The following is a 23,317-nucleotide window of genomic DNA, read 5'->3' on the forward strand; positions in this document are numbered from 1 at the left end:
AAAGGAGAGAACTTCTACTTCATATTATCCTTTATTCTACTAAAAAGCAGGCCATTTCCTGGCCTGCTTTCCCCTCTTTTATACGATGAAATAAACTGCTTTTAATGGTCCATGTACTCCGACAACAAGATTCATCTCGATGTCAGCCGAGTTACTTGGCCCTGTAATAAAGTTAATACAAGATGCCGCTGTCTCCCCATTTTCTACGCGTGAGTTCATATCCTGAACTGCTTGTGTAATACGAGGCACAAGTGTTTCACGTGGAATAATAGCAAAATATACAGTCGGTAAAAAGTGTAAAGAACGCCCTTGACCTTTATGACTTTGTACAACAATTGTACCAGATTCAGCTAATGTATAATCACTAAATGCAATACCAATATTCGCTTTTTCAGCTAAACGCATATTTTCGTCTTTTCTCTCTGGATCCCATACATTTACTTCAACATCTCGTTTTGGAAGTTCTTCTTTAAATAAAGATGTTAAACCATATGCATCAAAACGCGCATCTGCTGATAATAAAATAGGTCCCCCGCCGTTTTCCATGATTACTTTTTGAAGGTCTTCACCTAAACGGTCGTTTGTCGTTTCTACTACAGTTGTATGAATGTTTGTACATTGCTCTTTAAACACTTCTAGTAATTCTTCTTGTGAATAATCTTTTAACGTTTCTATATTCACATTACTTTTCCATACTGGACGCTCTACACCTTCTGTTTTACGCGCGCGCCCAAGTTCTTTTGCAATGTTATCTAGAAAGGCATCACGGTTTTGAATTAATCCTGTCATTATTTATCCCCGCCTTTCTTATGATCTTTATACCAATCACGGAATCGTTCTTTACTTGGAGCTGGGAATTCACGAATATCCGTCCAGTTTTTAAGTGGTCCAACACCTTTTGATACACGATTACCAGATGTAAATGGACTCATTGCCGCTGGTGCCATTTTTGAACCCATTTTATATAAAGCAGCTGAAGAAGCACCCATACTAAACATTTTCATAGCCAGTTTTTCTGCAAGTGGTGCACGACCTTCTTGCTCAACGATGACTTGACGATGTTTTAATAATAAATCATGCAATGGAATTTTTACTGGACAAGCTTCTGTACATGCTCCGCATAAACTAGATGCATAAGGAAGCTCTTTGTAATCATCATATCCACCTAGAAGCGGTGTTAATACCGCACCGATTGGTCCTGAGTAAATCGATCCATATGAATGTCCACCAACGTGACGATATACAGGACATACATTAACACAAGCAGCGCAACGAATACATTGTAATACTGAACGGAATTCAGATCCAAGAATTTGAGAGCGACCATTATCAACAACAACTAAATGAAATTCTTCAGGTCCATCAACTTCCTCTTCTTGAATTGGCCCCGCTACTGTTACATAACTTGTTAATTTTTGACCTACTGCACTACGACATAGTAAACCAACTAAAACATCTAATTCTTCCATTGTCGGAACCATACGTTCCATACCCATTACCGCTATTTGTGTTTTAGGAATTGACATAACAAGATCTGCATTACCTTCATTCGTTACTAAACAAAGAGAGCCAGTATTTGCAACAGCAAAGTTACAACCAGTTACACCAATTTCTGCATCCATAAATTTCTCACGAAGTTGTTTACGAACAAACTTTGTCATTTCATACGGGTCATCAGAATTTTCATAACCTAGCTTTTCTTTAAATACATCGCGAATTTGCGTTCTATTTTTATGAAGTGCAGGTGCAATAATATGTGAAGGTGGATCGTTATCTACTTGCAAGATATACTCTCCTAAGTCACTCTCTAACACTTCACAGCCAATCTCTTCAAGCGCATGGTTCATACTGATTTCTTCTGTTACCATCGACTTTGATTTTACTATCTTTTTTGCCTGCTTCTTTTTTGCAACGTCTTGAATATACTTTGCTGCTTCCTCTTTCGTTTTCGCAAAGTACACGTGTCCGCCTCTTTTTGATACATTTTCACTTAACTGCATTAAGTAATAATCAAGATTTTCTAACGTATGTTGACGAATTTGTTCACCTAGTTCACGCCACTCTTCCCAGTTTCCTAGTTCATCTGCGGCTTTTAAGCGATTCGTATATAAACGCGTTTGTGCAGAAGATACTGCTCCGCGCATAAACGAATCTTGAATTCCATCACCAACGCGATCATTAAATTTTTTCTCACTGATTTTCATAGACATAGCTTATGTTCCCCCTTCATGAGCGACTATTCAGTACCTCAGCAATATGCATTACTTTTACTTCTTTTCCTAAACGCTCAATACGTCCGCCAATGTTTAACAAACACCCACAATCTGCACCGATTAAATAATCTGCACCTGTTTCCATTACACTATCTACTTTTTCGTCTACCATTTGCTCAGAAATTGGAGTCATCTTAACTGAAAACGTTCCCCCAAACCCGCAACAATTTTGCACGTTTGGCAAATCTCTCACAGTTAATCCTTTTACATTTGATAATAAAATTCCTGGTGCTTCTTTTATTCCAAGCATACGTGTCATATGACATGATTTATGAATAGTAGCGACCCCTGGTAAACTTGCACCAACATCAGTAACCTTTAAAACATCCACAATAAACTGTGTAAATTCATAAGTTTTATCAGCAACTTTTTGTGCACGTTTAGCCCACTTTGGATCATCTTTGAAAACATGTGGATACTCATGAAACATTGTCGCACAAGAACCAGATGGCGTAACAATATATTCTGCATCTTCGAAAGTTTCAATCATATGTTTCATTGCTTCTTTTGCTGCTTCTACATGGCCGCTATTATAAGCAGGCTGACCACAACAAACTTGCGCTTCTGGAAATTCAATTTCACAACCTAAACGCTCCAACACTTCAACCGTTGCTTTACCGACATTTGTTTCAAACATATCGACTAAACAAGTAACAAATAAAGTAACTTTCATAACTATTACTCCCCCTTTTTACAACTTCACCAACAAACATATGGTCATCAGATGACTTAGCAGAGAAGAAATAGGCTCAACCATGGCCTATCCTCTCCCTCTTCTAAAGAAAACGCTTACTTAACCTTTCTCTATTTTATCAGAAAATTAAATTTTTAAAAGATTAAATTACGAATTTATATCGTTTTTACCTGTGACAATATGTTCTACATTTGTTAAGTGATCTAGCATTGCTTGCTGCGCTAATTCTACATCTTGTTTTAACACCGCATCATATATAACTTGATGCTCTTCTATAAGTCGTTCTGATGTCGTTTGTTCACCATATAAAATAATGCGTCTTGATTCACCAATCGTTTCAGCAATCATCTCTGAAACATGATTCATGAGTTCAAGCAAAATGCTATTATGCGAAGACTCTGCAATTCCCATATGAAATTGAAAATCGGCTTTTTCGCCAGCCTTTTCATCTCCAATGCTCTTTGCCATTTCATCTAACCAATGTTTCATATTTTGTAAATTATCTTCCGTACGTTTTGCCGCCGCTACTCGAACTGCCCCCACTTCAAGCACCTTTCGTACTTCTAATAAATTCAAAATATCTTCTTTCTTCATTAATAATCTATTGTTTAATGATTTCGTTAATGAAGAAGAATCGAAGTTCTTCACATATGTACCTTCTCCTTGTTTCATCTCAATTAAGCCCATCGCTCTTAGCGCACTTAGCGCTTCACGAACAGCAGATCTGCCAACTTGAAACTGCTCAGCTAATTGATGCACAGGGAGTAGTTTGTCACCAGGTTTTAACGTACCATTTTTAATCATTGTTAAAATAGCTTCAGATACTTCTTCGTAAATTTTTTTCGGTTTAATAGATTTGTACTCCAGTTAAATCACCTCAGTATCTTCCAAACAACAATTGAAACGATTTATAAGAACTTTGCATCATAACTATTTTAGACCGAATTGATAAGAAGTACAAATGTTTTGTTCATAAAATAGTCAAATTTTCGATATTTATTACATATTAATTTATATTTTTACGTATAAAGTGAAACTTTAATCAGTGAGGGTTTTGTTCATCCCCCACTGATTATTAGCCCTCACCAATCGGGCTTTTACGGGCAGCAGTGCCTCCACCTAACTTCTTTGCTTCCGCTGAATTTTGAGGTGAGGGTCTTACTGACCGGAGAATAGCGGGATAAATATTTTCTTCAATATAAAGAACATGCCCTAAAAATTAGAACATGCCCCCTCATCCTGTACATTCAGTTTAATAATAACCGTTGTTCCCTTATCTTTTTCACTTTCAATTTTCCACTGTCCACCATGTATATGAACAATTTGTTTCACAATAGCAAGGCCTAAACCTGTTCCACCATGTTGACGACTTCTCGCTTTATCAACTCGGTAAAAGCGTTCCCCAAGATTCTCCAAATGCTCTATATCAATGCCAATTCCTGTATCTTTTATTTTTAATTCACAGTAATCATCGATTTGCTCTAAAGTTATAACGATATTTCCTTTTTGATTTGTATACCGTATCGCATTATCTAACACATTATGAAGCACTTGTTGCATACGATCCTCATCAATCATGACAATGACCTCTGGATTTAAATTGGTTGAAATATGAATTTCCTTTTCTATAAACTTAATCTCATACGTATCTAATACGTCTTCAATCAGCTGTGAAAAAACGATAGGTTGCTTCTTTAACGGAAAGTGCTCACCTTCTAATTGTGCTAAGTCTAACAAGTCATGAACGAGACGCTGCATACGACCTGCTTCTTTATGAATTAGCTGAGTTACTTTTTCCTGCTGAGCTCCCTTTGCAACACCATCTAAAATAGCCTCGCTATACCCTTTTATATAACTAAGTGGTGTTCTAAGTTCATGCGAAACATTTGCTAAAAATTCCTTACGCTTTACATCTTCTGTTTCTAATGAATTTGCCATTTTATTAAATGCTTTTCCTAATCGTCCAATTTCATCCTCTGAAGAAACTGTAATCCGCTCCGAAAAATCTCCCGTAGCCAAATGATTTGCAACCCGCTCCATTTGCGAAAGTGGCTTCGTAATTGCAATTATAATTTTTCTTCCAACCCATATCGTAATTAAAATCATAGCAATTGCTAGCGGTGCTAAAATAAGACCCATATCATAGATTAAATCTTTTATACTTTTTAAAGGAATATACGAATAGACAATTCCGACTAATTTTTTATTTTCCAATACAGGAATGACAACCCCCATAATATTACGTTCAAAATGTTCTTCATATCCTATTTTTGTCACAGTTTTCCCATCTAATAGCGTTTGCCTATCTCCTTCACTTATAAGAGAATGATGATGCACATCAAAAGGCAAACATGCGCTTAAATCACGCGGATTAGATACGAAAATAACGTCTGAACTAGATATTTGATCAAACGATCTTACTTTCTCTTCAAAAGTTGATATTCCTTCACGCTTATCATATTGAGCAGCAAGACTTTTCCCTTCCATTACTAACGAAGTTTTTAAATTATCAACGTATAACTTTTCATACGAGTATAAAGATACGAAATAAAGAAAGGACACTGTTACACATACTGCACATACTACTGTAAGCCAAAGTTTTTGTACCATCGTAAACATATGTTACACCTCAAATTTATAGCCTACACCCCAAACAGTTTGAATGTAGTTTCCACTTTCTCCAAGCTTCAAGCGCATCGTTTTCACGTGCGTATCTACTGTTCTTGTACTTCCGGCATAATCATATCCCCATACCTTTTCAAGTAATTGCTCCCGGCTAAATACTTGTCCTGTATGCTGACAAAGAAAATATAGTAAATCAAACTCTTTTACAGTAAGAGAAATCGACTCACCATTCGCCTCAATTCGTCTGCTTTTTTCATTGATAAGAATTGGTCCAAATTGAATCTCTTCTTGCTGTTCTTGCTTTGTATATCTTCTTAGTACAGCTTCCATACGGGCAACCAATTCACCAGGACTAAACGGTTTTACAATATAATCATCTGCTCCCATACGTAAGCCATTCACCCTATTCCACTCTTCACCTTTTGCGGTTAAAAATATAATCGGCACATCTGACGTTTTTCTAATTTCTTTACAAACTGAAAGTCCATCCATTTCTGGCATCATTATATCTAATACAACGAAATCATAATGATCCGTTTCTAGTTTTTTAAGAGCCTCTTTTCCGTTTTCAGCTTCTCCCCACTCATATCCAAAGTTATCCAAATACATTCCAACAAGCTGCCTCATATCACTTTCATCATCTACAACTAGCACTCTATATTTATTCATTGTCCTTCCCTTCCCTCTCTATGAGTTGAAACGGTCCTTTTCCGACTTTAATTGTTTGTTTTATTTTCATACTCTTCATATCCATGACGCACACTTCATCACTATCATAACTTGCTACATATCCTTCTGCTCCGCTTTTCAAAAATGCAAATGGATTTGAGCCTATTTCAACGGAAGCTACCTCTTTATACGTACTAATATCAAATTTTCTAAGCATATTCGAACCGTGGCTTAATGCATATACGTACTTATTATCTTTCGTTATGTTCACAGGCATAAATGGAGCGTGTAAAGAACGTACCATTTCACCGCTCTGTAAAGAATACACTAATACTTTCTCATTCACTTGATTTCCATCACCATGCCCGCCAATCCATATTTCTTTCCCATCAGGACTAATCGTCGCTCCTGTTGATGCTGGCGGAATCATAAAGGATTGAACAACTTCTTTTTTCTTCGTATCAATTGTCGTTAGTTTCGTATCATAAAAGTTTAGTACAGATAACCGATTCTGATACTCTACCATCGTTATAGGCCCTTTTCCTGTTGAAACATTTCCTGTCTCTTTCCCATTTATCGTAAAGAACCTTACCTTTTGAACATTTTGATCAGCAGCAAATAATTGTTTTTTATCTGCTGATACGACCACATTTACAATGCCCTTTCCAGTTTTATATTTTTCCACTTGCCTTCCTTCCGCTAGTGAATATACATACATATATTCTAATTGCTTACCGTATACAAGTATTTCATCGCCATTTGGAAGCAGTGTGATTCCAGCCATTGGCTCATTTAGTTCCCATGTCGTAATTAACTTTTTATCTTTTTTATCAATAAAACTAATACTGCCTTCTTTTATATTCGTAGTTATAATAACATTTTTATCTTTAGCAATTGGTGTATATGAACTTCCTTGACACCCTACTAATAGAAATAAAAAACAGAGAAGAAAAACATACTTTCTCAAAAGATTCCCTCCACCTTCAGATGATTTCGTTATAATTGTAAAATAACAAATAAATGTGTGGAAAGTGTGAAATTCCCCTTTCTTACTCAATTTACATATATAATGTACAACAAATAGAATTTGAGGTGTGTCAATTATGCTATTTCCTGATTTAGCGAATAAAATTGTACGAGAAGTACGCAGACTAATTACAGAAAATATAATTATCATTAATATAGAAGGCGTTATTATCGCAAGTACAGATACAGAAAGAATTGGCCAATTTCATGAAGGTGCACTCCGCTGCGCTAAACAAAAGAAAACCGTCATCATTACAAAAGAAGATGAAAGGCGATTGCAAGGTGTAAAGGCTGGGATGAATCTTCCTCTATTATTTCATGATGAAGTAATCGGTGTCATTGGGATTACCGGAGAACCTGAAAACATTTCACGCTACGGAGAAATATTGCGTAAGATGACCGAATTATTAATTCATGAAAACTACTTTTTAGAGCAATTAGAACTTGAGCACCGTTCTTATGAAGCTTTTGTCTTTGATTGGCTTCAAAATACAGAGTGGTCCCCGAGTTTTCTTGATCGTGCCAAAACACTTGGCATTGATTTATATAAGAAAAAACAACTTGTTTTGTTTTCTATTGGCAAAAATGACACAATGCTCCAGCGTAAAATATGGCAACATGTACGAAATATTTTAACAAAAGAGCATCTATTTGTTCGCTGGGGAAATGATCGTTTTATTTTATTTACAGCGATGAGCTCCAAAGAACAAACTTATCAGTTTTTAAAACGGTTAAAACAAGACTGCGAAGCTTTATTTTCTATTCCTTTATATATCGGGATTGGGCAAACAGTTACCCCAAACAATATGAACATATGTTACGAACAAGCATTACGTGCTCTTTCTGTATCATTGGAAACGAAAAAAATTGTATTTAATGAAGATTTACGTTTAGAAATGTGTTTACAAGATATTTCTGCCGAAACGCGTGAACAATTTCTAGAGCGTACCATCGAAAGCTTACTATCATCTCCTGAGCTTATGCACACTTTACGCTTATTTATCGATTATAACCAATCTTATAAACAGACAGCTAAACAATTACATATACACATTAACACCTTACATTATAGGCTAAAAAAGATTGAAGAACATACAGGACTTGATCCAAAACAATTCAAAGACTTAAACGTTTTATACTTCGCACTCCTCCTATTAGATAATCATACAAAAAAGAACGATAAAACAGATTAATCTTTAGATGATTATACATAGAAAGAATCCCTCGACTTTTTTATCATTATAATGAAAGCACTGTTACCACGTTGTTTATTATAACTAAACACGTTAACAGTTTGAGGGGGATTTCCAATGTTAGAAAAACAAATTATTCATTCATTCGTATCTATTGTTGGCGAAGATAATGTAGATACATCCAATATGGGGCGTTTAACTTATAGTTATGATGCCACTCCAAACTTCCAAGCAATGCCTGATGCAGTCATTGCTCCTCGTAATACAAATGAAGTAGCTGAAGTGTTAAAAGTATGTAACACTTACAAAATCCCTGTGTATGTGCGCGGGTCTGGAACAAATCTTTGCGCAGGAACATGTCCACTTGAAGGCGGTATCGTCCTTATTTTCCGCCATATGAACAATATTTTAGAAATTGATGAAGAAAACTTAACAATTACTGTACAAGCTGGTGTCATTACACTTGATATTATTAAAGCGGTAGAAGAAAAGGGTTTATTTTATCCACCAGATCCAAGCTCGATGAAAATTTCTACAATCGGCGGTAATATTAATGAAAACTCAGGTGGATTACGCGGTTTGAAATATGGCGTAACACGTGATTATGTAATGGGGCTTGAACTTGTCTTACCAAATGGTGATATTATTCGCACTGGTGGTAAATTAGCAAAAGATGTAGCTGGTTACGATTTAACTCGTTTATTTATCGGTTCTGAAGGAACACTCGGCGTCGTAACAGAAGCCATATTAAAACTTGTTCCTATGCCTGAAACAAAGAAAACAATGCTTGCATTATATGAAGATATTAATGAAGCTGCACGTGCTGTTTCTTCTATTATTGCAAATAAAATCATTCCAGCAACACTGGAGTTTTTAGACCAACCGACAATTGAAGTAGTAGAAGAGTTTGCACAAATCGGTTTACCTACAGATGTAAAAGCAATTTTATTAATCGAACAAGACGGTCCGCCCGAAGTAGTCAATCGAGATATTGAAAAAATGGCTAACGTTTGTCACTCTATGAATGCGGTTGATGTTCGTGTTGCAAAAGATGAAACAGAAGCAGATGCGCTTCGTACCGCTCGTCGTAGTGCCCTATCAGCGCTTGCAAGATTAAAACCTACTACAATATTAGAAGATGCAACTGTACCACGTTCACAAATAGCTCCAATGGTTGAAGCTATTAATACCATTGCAAAAAAATATAATATTCCTATTTGTACGTTTGGGCACGCTGGTGATGGTAACTTACATCCAACTTGTATGACAGACGTTCGTAATGCAGAAGAAATGCACCGAGCTGAACAAGCTTTTGCTGAAATATTTGCGAAAGCAATTGAACTTGGTGGCACAATTACTGGTGAACATGGTGTTGGTGCGATGAAAGCTCCATATTTAGAAATGAAATTAGGTAAGGAAGGTATTGCAGCTATGCAAGGAATAAAGCAAGCTTTCGATCCAAATAACATTATGAATCCTGGAAAAATGTTCGCGAAAGACACTCGAAAAAGAGTGGTGGTTGAGCGATGACGACATTGAATAAAGAAAATATTCAAAAAGAATTTAAAGAACGATTAAGTGAAGATGAATTACTAAACTGTATGCGATGCGGTTTTTGTTTACCTACTTGTCCTACCTACATTCAATCCGGATATAAAGAGTCACATTCACCGCGCGGACGTATCGCATTAATGAAAGCTGTCGTTGATGGTTTAATCGAACCAGATGAAGATGTTGAAGATACATTAAACGTTTGTCTTGGTTGCCGTGCTTGTGAACCTGTTTGTCCATCTGGTGTAAATTATGGCCATTTATTAGAAGAAGCTCGTGATATTATTAATCAAAATAAAAAATTCTCGGTGCCAGTGAAAGCTGTTCGAAAAGTCGTTTTTGAAGGATTATTCCCCCATCAAAATCGAATGAGAACATTAACTGGACTAATCGGATTTTATCAACGTTCTGGTTTACAAACGCTAACACATAAAACAGGGATTATGAAGTTATTCCCTGAAACACTTGCAACGATGGATCTCGTTTTACCAAAAGTCCCTAAAATGAAAGCGATGAAAGATCGTCCTTCATTTTTACCTGCAGAAAGTACAAAGAAAAAACAAGTTGCATTCTTCACAGGCTGCTTAATGGATACGATGTTTTTAGAAACAAATAACGCAACGATGAAACTTCTTCAACTAGCTGGTTGTGATATCGTTATTCCAAAAACACAAAGTTGCTGCGGTGCATTACATGGACATGCTGGTGAAAAGAGTGGAGCAAAAGAATTAGCAAAGCGAAATATAAAAGCATTCGAAGATTTAAACATCGACTATATTATTACCAATGCAGGTGGTTGCGGGGCTTATCTTGTAGACTATGATTATCTTTTAAAGGATGATCCGGATTGGGCTGAACGTGCTAAGCAGTTTGTTTCTAAGATTAAAGATATTACTGCTATACTAGTAGAACTAGACTTCCATAAGCGAACTGACTTACGACTCACGCCGCAAGTTATTACGTATCAAGACTCTTGTCATTTACGCAATGTTATGCGCACATCTTCTGAACCTCGTATGTTACTAGAGGCTATCCAAGGTGCAACATATCGAGAAATGAAAGATGCCGATCGTTGCTGTGGCTCTGCTGGTATTTACAATATTGTTCATTCAGAGTTATCAATGGAATTTCTAGATTACAAAATGGACCGTGTGCATGAAACAGAAGCAGCAACCATTGTTACTGCAAATCCAGGTTGTTTATTACAAATGAAATTGGGCATTGAGCGAGAAGGGCTTTCTCATAAAATGAGAGGAATTCACATTGTGGATTTATTATTAGAAGCAATTGAAACTAACTCGTAATAACTCGTAACATACGTAATAATAGGAAAACGGCTATCTCCTTCGTCTATGTAAAGAGATAGCCGCTTTTTTGTCTGCTACAACATTAAAAATATGTTACTTTATTATAAAAAAGAACAACAGAAACATTACAGTTTTGTAAAAATCAATCCATTATATTCCTCAAAAAATCGTTCAAACCATTGATACAATAGGATTCTTCATTTTCTATTTAGGTAACTTTATCCAAAAACCCCCTCTTAAAACCAAGTATAAAAACACTATAAATTCCTTTTATACTCTATATTTCTCTTATTTTTGCTCCCTTCTTCTCTTAGGATAAATTAGGTAATTTTAAAGTCTATGAATTTTTTTCCATCTTTTTTCTCGCAAATTGTATGCTACGATGAATTTGTCAGTCAGACAGGCTGTCAAAAACAAATCGTGTGAAAACAAATTAAAACTTTATATAGGGGGACACACATCATGAAAAAGCGTGTTTTATTATCTGTAGCTGCTGCAACAGCTCTTACTTTAGGAGTATCTTCTCTAGATGCACAAGCTGCAACAGTACAACCATCTAACGTAAAGGTTCAAAATATTCAGCATTCAAAAGTGATGATGAAACAAATGAACCAACAAGAATTACAAGCATTCTTACAATCTATGGGAGTTGAATCATTAGCACAATGGCAACAAGGAAACTTCCAACCAAACTGCTTCATTCCTGGTCAACAACCTACTGAAAATGTTGTAACTGAGCAACCAACAGCTAAGCCAGAAACTCAAAAGCCAGTTGAACAAAAACCAGCCGAGCAAAAGCCTGCTGAAGAAGTTCAAAAACCAGAAGCTCAAAAGCCTACTGAAAACAACAATACTCAAAAACCTGCTGAACAAAAACCTGCTGAGCAAAAGCCTGCTGAAGAAGCAAAATCTTTAAGTGAGTTCGAACAACGTGTTGTTGAATTAACAAACGCTGAGCGTGCAAAACAAGGCTTACCAGCACTAAAAATCGATACTGAATTAAGCAAAGTAGCACGTATTAAGTCTGAAGATATGCAAAAAAACAACTACTTTGATCATAACAGCCCTACATACGGATCTCCGTTTGATATGATGAAGAAATTTGGTATTTCTTATACATCTGCAGGTGAAAACATCGCTCAAGGCCAACGTACACCTGAAGAAGTAGTACAAGCTTGGATGAACAGCGCTGGACACCGTGCAAACATTTTAAATAACGGCTTCACTCACATCGGTGTTGGTTATGTAGAAAGCGGCAACTACTGGACACAACAATTTATTACGAAGTAAATAGATTAAAAGAGTCTTCTCATGAGAAGACTCTTTTTTAAGTTTCATAGCTTTCTATTATGTATGAATAGAAAATATATAACATAAACAACATAGATCCACAGCTTATTATACTAAGCAATACATAAAATCCCCACTCTAAGTTCAAAAACAATGAAAACAATATGCCCCATGCCATCACTTGAAAAATTCGTCTACTCACTAAACGAATTTTTTGTAATTTAATTGGGTCTTTTTCTTTTTCTTTTTCTTTTTCTTTTTCTTTTTCTTTTTCTTTTTCTTTTTCTTTGCCTTTTATGTTCTTAAATTCTTTACTCAGCATAAAAAGAAACATACTAATCCCAATCGTTAATCCTGTTTGAAAGGATATCACCTTCCTAAAATTAATAAAGAGGATAAGCATATGAATAAACAACATAAATAACGTAATTTTCTTTATAAAGCCGCCTATAATACCATGCCCTCTTTCATTAAACTTAAATATATTATGTGAAATAATATACAAAAATCCATATGAAAAAATAATAAAACAGGGAATAAATGCTACAACAACTTGTTTACTCATAAACTCGTTTGGCTCACCATTTACATTCCAATGTACTGCCATACGATTTGGTAAATAGGGATAGAGAAATAGAGTAAGTAAAAGACAAGCGAAAAATATTCCAAGTACATACTTATATTTGATCAAGTGATTCTCACCTCTCTTTTCTCTTAACGGCTTCGCTTCTTTTAGAGAAATCCCTGCAAAAATCTACTTTTTTCAAGTTAAAACTTATACTTTACGCATTTTCTTTTTGAAATTCTTTTATTTTTTTATTTAAATTTGTAGGAAACGGCACATCAACTTCAATTGCTTCTTTCGTAATTGGATGCAAGAAATTTATCTTCATCGCATGCAATGCTTGACTGGACATATATTTTGTTTGTCCACCATATAATACATCCCCAACTAGTGGATTACCATTATGACTCATATGAACACGAATTTGATGTGTTCTACCCGTTTCTAATTGTAACGTTACGAAAGTCGTGTTTTGCTTCTTAAAATACTTTTCTACTTTATAATATGTGATAGCTTGGTCACCTTTTGGAGAAATACGACGCCTTGTAGCATGATGGCGATCCCTTCCGATAGCAGCATCAATCTTTCCTTGTTTCTTCTTTACTTTCCCTTCAACGAGCGCTGCGTACGTTCTTTTAATTTTTCTTTCCATTAATAGACGATCCATAATTGCACCAGCAATTCTATGCTTAGCAAACACGACACCACCTGTCGTATCTTTATCTAAACGATGAATATGACGCACCTTCGTCTCTAAACCTTGCATTTGAAAATGAAAAGCAACAAGATTTGCAAGCGTCCCGGTTCCACCTTTTTCAGCAGGGTGTGTGTCCATTTGCTCTGGTTTATTTACGATAAGTACGTGATCATCTTCGTATACTACATGTAATTCACCATATTCTGGATCTACACCGTACTCTTCCTCCGCAAACATATGGACTTGTAACTTATCGTTCTCTTTTAAAAGCTCATTCCATCTTCTTTGTTCCCCGTTAACCGTAACACCTTTTTCCATACGAAGCTGATGTAATAGCTTTTTCGGTATTTCCCATTCAACTTTTAATACCGATTCAATACTTATACCATTCCATTTAGCTGGAACGATAATTTCACACCATTCGCCCTTTTTCTTTGTTTCCATACTGTTTATCACCTTATTTCTATTGATTCTCTCATTGTAACGGAAAACACACTTTGATGCACTGTCAAAAATAGAGGACAGTCTTATAATAGACTGCCCCTCAAGCTCTAAGTCTTTTCATTTCTAACAATACTTCTTCAGCTTTTTGTTCATACGATAAATCCTTAAAGAAATCCGCCAACCTTTTATAATCATTGTAAGCATCTAATAAATCGTCCATCTTTTCTATTTTCATCACTTGTTGTTTTTGTTTCATTTTTACTGGATAGCGATAACCTGATACTTCTTGTATTTTGTAATACTCATCCTCTACTTGAACGACCTTTACAAGTTCTTCCTCTTCTGCATCCATCGTATACCCGTCAAATTCTCTAAGTAGTTCATAAATGATATGAGTCCATTCATCTTTTGGATAAAATCCTTTTTCTAACCGATAACCGACAATGCGATACATATGCCCATCGTTCTCAGCAAACTGTACTGTATCATTTAACTTAAACTTAAAATAACGAAACATTGCCTTCACCTACTTATTATGTAATGTTCTTATCACATACTATTTGCAAAATGTAGGCTTTGCTATTCATAAAAAATGCTCATCATATTGATGAGCATTTTTTACGATGCTTTTTCTCGTTTTTTTCGAAATGGTAACCACCAGTTCCAGTCTCCAAATAACTTCATTAAGCTTGGTACGAGCATAAGACGAATAATTGTTGCATCAAGAAATATTGCTAATGCAACGCCAAGACCCATCTGCTTTACTGGTAAAATATCAGTAAATGCGAATGCACCAGTTACAACAATCATTATTAAAGCAGCTGATGTAATGATTCTACTTGTTGAAACGAGCCCTTCTAACGTTGCTTGATCGTTATCTCCTGTTTCTTCATAGAGCTCATGAATACGTGAAATAAGAAATACTTCATAATCCATACTAAGCCCAAATACGAGGCCAAAAATGAAGATTGGTAAGACAAACAGAACCGGACTTGCTTCTAAACCGAAATGGCCACCTTCAAATAACCAAACAACAATTCCAATGGTTGCACTTAAACTAAGTATATTCATAACAATTGCCTTAATTGGAATGAGTATAGATCGGAATGCAAATAATAATATAACAAAGGTCGATCCAAATATAACAGACATACCAATTACAACTTTATCTTTAATTTCATCTTCTAATTCTTGTTGAAACGTCGTCATTCCGCCTAGATAATACGTAACATCCGTTTCTTTATAGTTCTTTTTAAAGTCACGTACCCACTGTTTTGCAGTCTCTGTACGTGGTTTTGTTTTCAAAAAGATTTCTATCGTCGTCTTATTCCCTTGCGTGTATGCTTCAAATACAGGAGTTAGTTTCGCTGATTCTGGCGACTGCAATATTCCAACAACTTGATCTGCTTTCATTCCAGTTAACCCGTCGTATAAGCTTCTTACTTCATGTACTTTCTTATCATCTTTTAACTTTCGAACGACTTCTTCTATCTTTTGTAGACTTTCTTTTTCTTTCATATCTTTTTTCGTCTCTACAACTAACGTAACATCAGCGTGTGTTTTGACAGTTTCATTAAATGCTTCTTCATACTTTTCATATGCAATCCTTGTATCACTCTTTTCAGGTAAAGCTTCAACACCAGGGAACTGCAAATTAGCTGTACGTAACGGTAATAAGCAAATAACAATAAATGTTGTAACAACAATAATCATTGCAATTGGATGTTTCATCACAAATTGTGCAAATTTACGCCATGCTTTTGCCGGCGTATGTGCTACTTGATTCTTTTTTAATATTCTTTTACCTATTAACGATAATAGTGCTGGAAGAAGTGTGAGTGAGAATAAAATGCTCATAATGACAACAATCATTCCGCTAATCGCGACAGATTGAATATAATCTATCTTAAAGAAAAACAAACCGGATAACCCAACAAATACGCATAATCCTGAAAATACAATCGCACGTCCTGCCGTTTGATATGTAATTGCTATCGCTTCTTTTACCGTTCGTTTAGCAACTTCCTCTCGAAAACGGTTCACAAATAATAGCGCAAAATCAATAGATAATGCAAGTCCAATCATCGGTGCAACGTTTAACACGAAAATAGATAGTTCTTTATCAACACCGATGAAATACAATATCCCCATCGTACTAATAACACTAAGCGCCCCATTCAAAATCGGTAAAATTGATGCCAAAAGACTACCAAACGAAAATAGTAATACAAGAAACGCAATTGGTAATCCAATCATTTCTGCTACTTTTAAATCATTTTGCGTTCTTTCATTAATCTCTTGATTAATTTTCGGAAATCCTGTAGGTGTTACTTTTAATGCTACATTACTTTCTTTCTCAATCTCATCAGCAAATTGTAATGTCTTTTCCATTCTTTCTTTATTTGTTTTCCCGGAAAATAAAATTGTCGCATAACCGATGTCATCTTGTAGCATTTCTTTATTTTGGATTGGGTGATGGAAAGATTCATAGCTCTCTTTCTCTTGAACATTCTTTACAATTTCATCTATTCGCTTTTTAAATTCCTCATGCGAAGCATCTTTATTTTTCTCAAAAACGAGCAGAAGCGTATCTTGAGACTTCTTAAAATCTTGATCTAAAATTTCTTTTGTTTTTTGATAGTCGCCTTCCGTTTGGAAACCGTCACCACCTAATACTCCCGGTAGCTTTGGAGCAAAAATCCCAAGTGCGATTGCGAGCAATAGTAACGCTACAATTACTGTATAACGAAACTGATACAAAAAAGCTCCTAACTTCCCCCACTTATCAACTTTATGTACATTTGTCTTCACACATTTTCACCTACTTTAAATAATTCAATTGTCACTTATACTGTATCACATCTTGATATAAACAAAAAACGTCTGGAAAAACTATAATAATAGTTTTTCCAGACGTTTTTCTATCTCTCTTTATTAAGCCCTAATCTCTCAGTAAGTAAACGATGGTAGTAAATCGCGATAATTAACAAAATACCACCTACGCAGTAACCAGCTAAAATATCAGTTGGGTAATGTACATTTAAAATGACTCTACTTAATCCAATCGATAAAATTACTATACCCATCAAAATCGTTGTGACACATTTCCCAGCTACGCTTTTCAAATTAGCAGCAATGATATAAGTAAGAAATCCAAATGTCATAATCGATAGCATTGCATGTCCACTAGGAAAACTATATCCAAGTGCATCTAGCGCTTCATTTAATGACGGACGTTCTCTCTTTACAATCTCTTTTATCCCTTTATTCACAAGATGTGTTATTAAAATCCCCATTGGATATACAATCATCGCAGCATAATAACGCTTCTTCCAAAAAACAAGCAAACTTATAACGAGCGTAGTGACTATCCCAATTGCTGATCCCAATTTTGTAAAGTACGAGAAAAATATAAGAGAACTTTCCGTTTGTAGCCCTCTTACTAATCCACGGACATATGTATCCATCACTGTAACGCCACCTGCATGTACGCGCCAAGCAACAATACCAAATACAGCAAATAACAAACCGATACACATTACCTCATACTGATGTAACTTCTTCTTCAAACGATTTCCTCCTACTATGAAAAAATGCGATTTCTACTTTAGAAACCGCATTTCCTTACTTATTTACCTTTTGTTTTTAGCTCTGTCCAGTAACGATCATAGTCTTTTAACTTATCGTCTACATCAACAAGCCATTCTGTACGATCTAACTCTTCTTTCGTTAAGAAAATCATGTGATTATCACGGTATTCTTTACTATGAAGAGGATGAGCTTTTTCATTTGGATTACTGTAACCAATTGACTCGTAGTTTTTCACACTTACTTTTTCATCTAGTAAGTAGTTCATAAATTTCTCAGCAAGCTCTTTATGTTTTGCACCTTTTGGAATTGCTAACGTATCAGCCCAAATTGTGCCGCCTTCTTTCGGTACAACATATTCTACATCTTTATTATCTTTTGCGATAAATGCTGCATCTCCAGACCAAACTGTTCCGATCCAAGCATCTTCTGTAATGAATTTTTGTTTAATGTTATCTGTATCAAATGCTAATAAGTTTGGAAGCAGCTTCTTTAAATCATCTGCTGCTGTCTTTAATTGTGCATCGTCTTTCGTACTGTTTGAGAACCCGTGCTTCTTAAGACCCACTCCTAATACTTCACGAGAATCGTTCAGTAACGTTACATGTCCTTTATATTTCTCATTCCATAAGTCCGCCCAGCTTGTAGGTGCTTCTTTCACATACTTTTTATTGTATGCAATCCCTGTTACACCCCAAGTGTACACTAAAGAATATTTATTCTCTGGATCAAACGCAGGTGTTTTGAAATTAGAAACCATATTTTCGATATTCGGGATATTCTTTTTATCTAACGGCGCTAATAAGTCCATTTTCGCCATTGTTTTAACCATGTAATCAGACGGCTGGATTAAGTCATACTTTGCGCCACCAGCTTGTAATTTCGCAAGCATTTCTTCATTACTTGCGTACTTGTCATAGTTAATTTTCACATTATATTTCTTTTCAAAATCTTTTAGCACTTGCTCATCAAAATTGTCAGCCCAGCTATAAATATTTAATTCTTCTTTCTTTTCACCACAACCAGCAAGCACACCAGCAACAAGGCTAAAACTAATTGCTGCGCCAGCTATTCTTTTCATTAATTTCATCGGTTTATTACCCCCTTGTACTTTCTATATCGTTCGTATTATAAAGGAAGGTGTCCTCCAGAGTTTTCTTCACCATCTGCACCTTTATTCCGGAAGATTTCAGATAGAACCATTAATCCTACGATAGCAACAATTAAAATTGTAGAAAGAGCATTGATTTCTGGTGATACTCCGCGCTTAACCATACTGTAAATGTATAGTGGCAATGTTGTTGATCCTGGTCCTGATACGAAGAAACTAATTACAAAATCATCAATTGATAATGTGAATGTTAATAATGCTGCCGAAATAACTCCCGGTGCAATTGCTGGGAACGTTACATAACGAAACGTTTGCCAAGGCGTTGCTCCTAAATCATTTGCAGCTTCTTCTAAGTCACGTCCCATACTTGAAAGACGCGCAGCTAAAATAACAACAACAAACGAAATACTAAATGTAATATGTGCAATAATAATCGTTGTTTGTCCAAGTTCCATTCCTAACTGGCTGAAAAGAATTAGTAAAGATAATCCCATTAAAATATCAGGAATTAAAATTGGTAAATATACAAGGCCATTAATAGCCCCTTCAAAACGATATTTATAACGATGTAAAGCGATTGCAAAGAATACACCAAGTACCGTTGTCACAATCGTTGTTATAACTGCAATCGTAATACTATTTACAAATGCATCAATAACATCTTGTTTTTGAAATAAATCTGTATACCAATGGAATGTAAAACCTTCCCACTCCGCATTAATGCGAGAGTCGTTGAAAGAATAGACCATTAAAACCATCATTGGAAAATACAAGAATAATAAAATTAACCAAGAATAAGAAACTAAAAACTTCTTCATCTTTGCCTATTCCCCTCCGTTCTCATTATATTTATATACTTTCGTTGCACGATAATATAAGTAAATTAACAGAACAGAGAATAGAACAACGATAATCGATAACGCAGATCCAAACGGCCAGTCACGTGCACCTAAGAATTGATTTTGAATAACGTTTCCAATTAATGCTACTTTCGATCCGCCCATCACGTCTGATACAACAAACATTCCGATAGAAGAAACGAATACTAAAATAGAACCAGTCGCAATTCCTGACATCGTCATCGGCACTGTTATATTCCAAAATGCCTTTATTGGTGTTGCTCCTAAATCATAAGCCGCTTCTAGCTTACGCTTATCCAACTGCTCAATTGCTGCATACACTGGTAAAATCATAAATGGTAATAAAGAATAGACCATTCCGAGTATTACAGAAGGAGTATTATATAATAAATTTAACGGTTCACTAATAATGCCAAGCTTTAATAACAACGTATTCACAAGACCTTGTGAACGTAAAATAACAATCCATGCGTATGAACGAACAAGAAAGTTAATCCAAAACGGGATCGTTGCCAATAATAAAAGAATAGAGCGGTATTTGCGGTCAACAATTGTAATTGTATACGCAAACGGATAACCAATTAATAAACATATTACTGTTGTAATAACTGCAATTTTAACAGTTTCCCATAACGTTCCTAAGTATAATGGATCAAACACACGGGATATATTCTCCAGCGTAAATTGCATTTCTACTGTCCCGTAAGCTCCGCGCTGCATGAAGGCGAATCCTAATACGAATACGAGCGGGATTAGGAAGAAAATTAACAGCCACGCGACTGTAGGTAGTGCGAGTAATTTCCCTTTTTTCAATTTAAGGTCACCTCGTCCTCTTGCTCCCAGCCTACATATACATTATCTCCAATGCTCCACTGTGCTGCCTCTTCAGCAGTTTGATATGCCATTAGTAATTCTGATGTTTTCTCATCACGTACATAAAGCTTCTCCATATTTCCGACAAACTCGATATCTTCAATATGTCCAAGATGGTATTCTTTTAAAATTGACTCTTCAACCGAACGTACTTTTACATTTTCAGGGCGAATTGCTACATAGCCTTCCCCGTTTTTCACAATATTATTTTCACCGATGAATGTCGCAACGAACAATGTTTTCGGCTTATTGTAAATTTCTTTCGGTGTTCCGATTTGTTCGATATGTCCTTTATTCATAACTACAATACGATCGCTCATGCTCATTGCTTCTTCTTGATCGTGCGTTACGTATATGAACGTAATTCCTAAATTACGTTGTAAGTTTTTCAATTCACGTTGCAAGTCTTTTCGTAACTTAAAGTCAAGCGCTCCAAGTGGCTCATCTAATAGTAATACACGCGGATTATTTACAATCGCTCTTGCAATTGCAACACGCTGCTGTTGTCCACCAGAAAGCTTCGCAGGTTTACGATTACGGAACTCAAGTAACTGCGTTAAACGCATTGCCTCTTCAGCACGCTCTTTCTGCTCTGCTGCTGATACTTTCTGCATTTTCATACCAAAACAAATATTCTTCTCTACTGTCATATGTGGGAATAGTGCGTAATGTTGGAACACTAGGTTCATATGACGCTTATATGGCGGCAAATCGTTAATTCTTTCATCATCTAATAAAAGATTCCCTTTAGTTGGAGTTTCAAATCCTGCGATCATACGAAGTAACGTCGTTTTCCCGCAGCCACTCGGCCCTAAAATTGTTAAAAACTCTCCCTCTTTAATATCTAAAGAAAGAGGTGGGATAATCACTTGATTTCCAAAATGTTTTTCAACTGCTTCAACTTTAATAATCTTTTTCATTTTCCCGTCCTATCTACCTTAAATTTTAAATTTTTATATTCATGAATAAATATTTATGTTCTATAGACTATTTTTTGTTTCGATCCAAACAAAAATGGTTATTTAGCAAGCGTTCGTTTCTATTCTTTATGTAGTATGTTTGATTCATTTTCGCCTGATACATAACGTCGAACAGAAAAACCCCTTCCATTGCGAAGGGGCTATTATCATACGGCTACGCCTACTGATAAACACCATCATCATTTTAACAACTTTCGTATGAATTTTAAAGCACTTTTTGTAGAAGAGTAACGAATTTTCATGTCGAATGCTGTAGATTGGGCTAAAATGCTTTTATAATGTGAAAAAGTCCGAAAACTTTCTTTCCCATGATAACCCCTAATCCACTACTTCCAACACCCCCAAAAGGTAAATATGGCGTAGCAAGGTGATAGACAACATCATTAATACAGCCTCCACCATATGAAATATTACTCGTCACTTTCTTTTGTACTTCTTTATCTTCAGAAAATACATATAACGCTAACGGCTTCGGATGTTGCTGGATTGTGCCAATTACATTTTCTATATTGTCGTACTCTATGATTGGTAAAATCGGACCAAAAATTTCATCTTCCATAACAGCATCTTGCCATGTAATATCCGCTAGTACTGTCGGTTCAATATGTAAAGTATCTTTCTCATAGTTTCCACCAATTACGACTTGACCATCTTGTAAGAATCCACATAATCGTTCAAAATGACGCTCACTTACAATACGCACGTAATTTTCATTTTGTAAAGGTTCTTTACTATACTGCTCTGTAATTTCATGTCGCAGTGCCTCAATTAGCTTTTCTTTCACGGAAGAATGCACGTACATATAATCAGGCGCTACACACGTCTGCCCTGCATTTAAAAACTTTCCCCAAACAATTCTTCTTGCTGTCATCTCTATCTTTGCATCTTTATGTACAATACAAGGACTTTTCCCGCCAAGTTCTAAAGTGAGCGGCGTCAACTGTTTCGCTGCTGCTTCCATTACAACTTTTCCAACGCCAACACTACCAGTAAAGAAAATATAATCAAACGGTTCCTTCAGCAAAGATGTACTCTCTTCAACGCCACCTTCTACTACCGCTACAAGCTCTTCCGGGAATAATTCATCTAACATTCTCTTAAGCACTTTTGAAACGCTTGGCGTTAACTCTGACGGCTTTAAAACGATTGTATTTCCAGCTGCCAGTGCTCCTACAAGTGGTGCAATTGCTAATTGAAAAGGATAGTTCCACGGTGCAATAATAAGCGTCACACCATACGGTTCTGGCACTACTTTTCCTTTTGATCCAAAATGAGTAAGTGCTGTTCGAACTCGTTTCGGTTTACTCCACGATGACATATGTTTCAATTGAAAGGAAATCTCTTTTAATACATATCCAACTTCCGTTGTAAACGACTCGTGAACTGACTTATTTAAATCTAATTTCAATGCCTGAAATATTTCTTCTTCAAAACGCTGAATGCCTTCATAAAGCTTCTTCAAATTATTCTTTCTCATTTCGATGCTTCTCGTATGCCCTTTTAAAAAATATTCCTTTTGCCTACTTACAATAGAGGAAATACTCATTCACTCACCTTCTCCCACTATTTTT

The 23,317-nt window shown here is 35.8% G+C and carries 20 protein-coding genes and 1 pseudogene; 4 read left to right on the top strand and 17 right to left on the bottom strand.

Going from position 1 to position 23,317, the window contains the following annotated elements; all coding sequences use genetic code 11:
* Positions 1–78: 78 nt before the first annotated feature.
* The 7 genes from B9A45_RS23320 to B9A45_RS23350 all read right to left on the bottom strand — a co-directional run bounded on the left by B9A45_RS23320 (position 79) and on the right by B9A45_RS23350 (position 7,228).
* Positions 79–789, bottom strand: coding sequence for a LutC/YkgG family protein (locus B9A45_RS23320; protein ID WP_000147183.1), 711 nt, complete (start codon positions 787–789; stop codon positions 79–81).
* The gene (locus tag B9A45_RS23325) at positions 789–2,210 is read right to left on the bottom strand and encodes a LutB/LldF family L-lactate oxidation iron-sulfur protein (protein ID WP_000061922.1); all 1,422 of its coding nucleotides are present in this window, start codon (positions 2,208–2,210) and stop codon (positions 789–791) included. The genes B9A45_RS23320 and B9A45_RS23325 overlap by 1 nt, the downstream gene beginning before the upstream one ends.
* Before the next feature lie 16 nt (positions 2,211–2,226).
* The gene (locus tag B9A45_RS23330; RefSeq protein WP_000869150.1) at positions 2,227–2,946 is read right to left on the bottom strand and encodes a (Fe-S)-binding protein; all 720 of its coding nucleotides are present in this window, start codon (positions 2,944–2,946) and stop codon (positions 2,227–2,229) included.
* A 168-nt stretch (positions 2,947–3,114) separates the two neighbouring features.
* Positions 3,115–3,804, bottom strand: coding sequence for a FadR/GntR family transcriptional regulator (locus tag B9A45_RS23335; RefSeq protein ID WP_254904472.1), 690 nt, complete (start codon positions 3,802–3,804; stop codon positions 3,115–3,117).
* A 375-nt stretch (positions 3,805–4,179) separates the two neighbouring features.
* Positions 4,180–5,586 carry a sensor histidine kinase gene (locus B9A45_RS23340; RefSeq protein WP_000494819.1) on the bottom strand — a complete coding sequence of 469 codons (1,407 nt, stop codon included), beginning with the start codon at positions 5,584–5,586 and terminating at the stop codon, positions 4,180–4,182.
* Positions 5,587–5,589: 3 nt separating this feature from the next.
* Positions 5,590–6,261, bottom strand: a complete 672-nt coding sequence (locus B9A45_RS23345; RefSeq protein WP_001046400.1) for a response regulator transcription factor — start codon at positions 6,259–6,261, stop codon at positions 5,590–5,592.
* Positions 6,254–7,228, bottom strand: coding sequence for a YncE family protein (locus B9A45_RS23350; RefSeq protein ID WP_001234146.1), 975 nt, complete (start codon positions 7,226–7,228; stop codon positions 6,254–6,256). The genes B9A45_RS23345 and B9A45_RS23350 overlap by 8 nt, the downstream gene beginning before the upstream one ends.
* Positions 7,229–7,355: 127 nt before the next feature.
* On the opposite strand from B9A45_RS23350, the gene B9A45_RS23355 reads away from it, so the two are divergent.
* The 4 genes from B9A45_RS23355 to B9A45_RS23370 all read left to right on the top strand — a co-directional run bounded on the left by B9A45_RS23355 (position 7,356) and on the right by B9A45_RS23370 (position 12,628).
* Complete coding sequence (locus B9A45_RS23355; RefSeq protein ID WP_001999325.1) at positions 7,356–8,480, top strand: CdaR family transcriptional regulator; 1,125 nt, start codon at positions 7,356–7,358, stop codon at positions 8,478–8,480.
* A gap of 117 nt (positions 8,481–8,597) precedes the next feature.
* Complete coding sequence (glcD, locus tag B9A45_RS23360; RefSeq protein WP_000890763.1) at positions 8,598–10,010, top strand: glycolate oxidase subunit GlcD; 1,413 nt, start codon at positions 8,598–8,600, stop codon at positions 10,008–10,010.
* Complete coding sequence (locus B9A45_RS23365) at positions 10,007–11,335, top strand: (Fe-S)-binding protein (RefSeq protein WP_000209617.1); 1,329 nt, start codon at positions 10,007–10,009, stop codon at positions 11,333–11,335. The genes glcD and B9A45_RS23365 overlap by 4 nt, the downstream gene beginning before the upstream one ends.
* Before the next feature lie 465 nt (positions 11,336–11,800).
* Positions 11,801–12,628 (top strand): CAP domain-containing protein, encoded by an 828-nt coding sequence (locus B9A45_RS23370; RefSeq protein ID WP_084065178.1) that lies wholly within the window; start codon positions 11,801–11,803, stop codon positions 12,626–12,628.
* 37 nt (positions 12,629–12,665) lie between these two features.
* Here the strand turns inward: B9A45_RS23370 and B9A45_RS23375 are convergent, their stop codons facing one another.
* The 10 genes and pseudogenes from B9A45_RS23375 to B9A45_RS23420 form a co-directional block, all read right to left on the bottom strand.
* On the bottom strand, positions 12,666–13,319 hold the full coding sequence (locus B9A45_RS23375; RefSeq protein ID WP_084065180.1) for a DUF1648 domain-containing protein: 654 nt from the start codon (positions 13,317–13,319) through the stop codon (positions 12,666–12,668).
* Positions 13,320–13,410: 91 nt separating this feature from the next.
* The gene (locus tag B9A45_RS23380) at positions 13,411–14,334 is read right to left on the bottom strand and encodes an RluA family pseudouridine synthase (RefSeq protein WP_000448322.1); all 924 of its coding nucleotides are present in this window, start codon (positions 14,332–14,334) and stop codon (positions 13,411–13,413) included.
* Positions 14,335–14,434: 100 nt separating this feature from the next.
* Positions 14,435–14,851, bottom strand: coding sequence for a hypothetical protein (locus B9A45_RS23385; protein WP_000490301.1), 417 nt, complete (start codon positions 14,849–14,851; stop codon positions 14,435–14,437).
* A gap of 101 nt (positions 14,852–14,952) precedes the next feature.
* Positions 14,953–17,145: an MMPL family transporter gene (locus tag B9A45_RS23390; RefSeq protein ID WP_084065183.1), complete on the bottom strand. Its 2,193-nt coding sequence runs from the start codon at positions 17,143–17,145 to the stop codon at positions 14,953–14,955.
* Between the two features lie 110 nt (positions 17,146–17,255).
* Positions 17,256–17,903 carry a phosphatase PAP2 family protein gene (locus B9A45_RS23395; RefSeq protein ID WP_000727790.1) on the bottom strand — a complete coding sequence of 216 codons (648 nt, stop codon included), beginning with the start codon at positions 17,901–17,903 and terminating at the stop codon, positions 17,256–17,258.
* Positions 17,904–17,962: 59 nt separating this feature from the next.
* Positions 17,963–19,012 carry a spermidine/putrescine ABC transporter substrate-binding protein PotD gene (gene potD, locus B9A45_RS23400; protein ID WP_000772485.1) on the bottom strand — a complete coding sequence of 350 codons (1,050 nt, stop codon included), beginning with the start codon at positions 19,010–19,012 and terminating at the stop codon, positions 17,963–17,965.
* A gap of 38 nt (positions 19,013–19,050) precedes the next feature.
* Entirely contained in the window at positions 19,051–19,851 is an 801-nt protein-coding gene (potC, locus tag B9A45_RS23405; protein ID WP_000714192.1) for a spermidine/putrescine ABC transporter permease PotC, read from the bottom strand.
* A 6-nt stretch (positions 19,852–19,857) separates the two neighbouring features.
* Positions 19,858–20,706 carry a spermidine/putrescine ABC transporter permease PotB gene (gene potB / locus B9A45_RS23410; protein ID WP_000715500.1) on the bottom strand — a complete coding sequence of 283 codons (849 nt, stop codon included), beginning with the start codon at positions 20,704–20,706 and terminating at the stop codon, positions 19,858–19,860.
* Positions 20,703–21,686, bottom strand: coding sequence for a spermidine/putrescine ABC transporter ATP-binding protein PotA (potA, locus tag B9A45_RS23415; RefSeq protein WP_000720336.1), 984 nt, complete (start codon positions 21,684–21,686; stop codon positions 20,703–20,705). Before potA ends, potB begins: the two co-directional genes overlap by 4 nt.
* 239 nt (positions 21,687–21,925) lie before the next feature.
* Positions 21,926–23,292: pseudogene (locus B9A45_RS23420) on the bottom strand (aldehyde dehydrogenase).
* Positions 23,293–23,317 lie beyond the last annotated feature (25 nt).

Source organism: Bacillus sp. JKS001846, assembly GCF_900176455.1.
Classification (GTDB): Bacteria; Bacillota; Bacilli; order Bacillales; family Bacillaceae_G; genus Bacillus_A; species Bacillus_A cereus.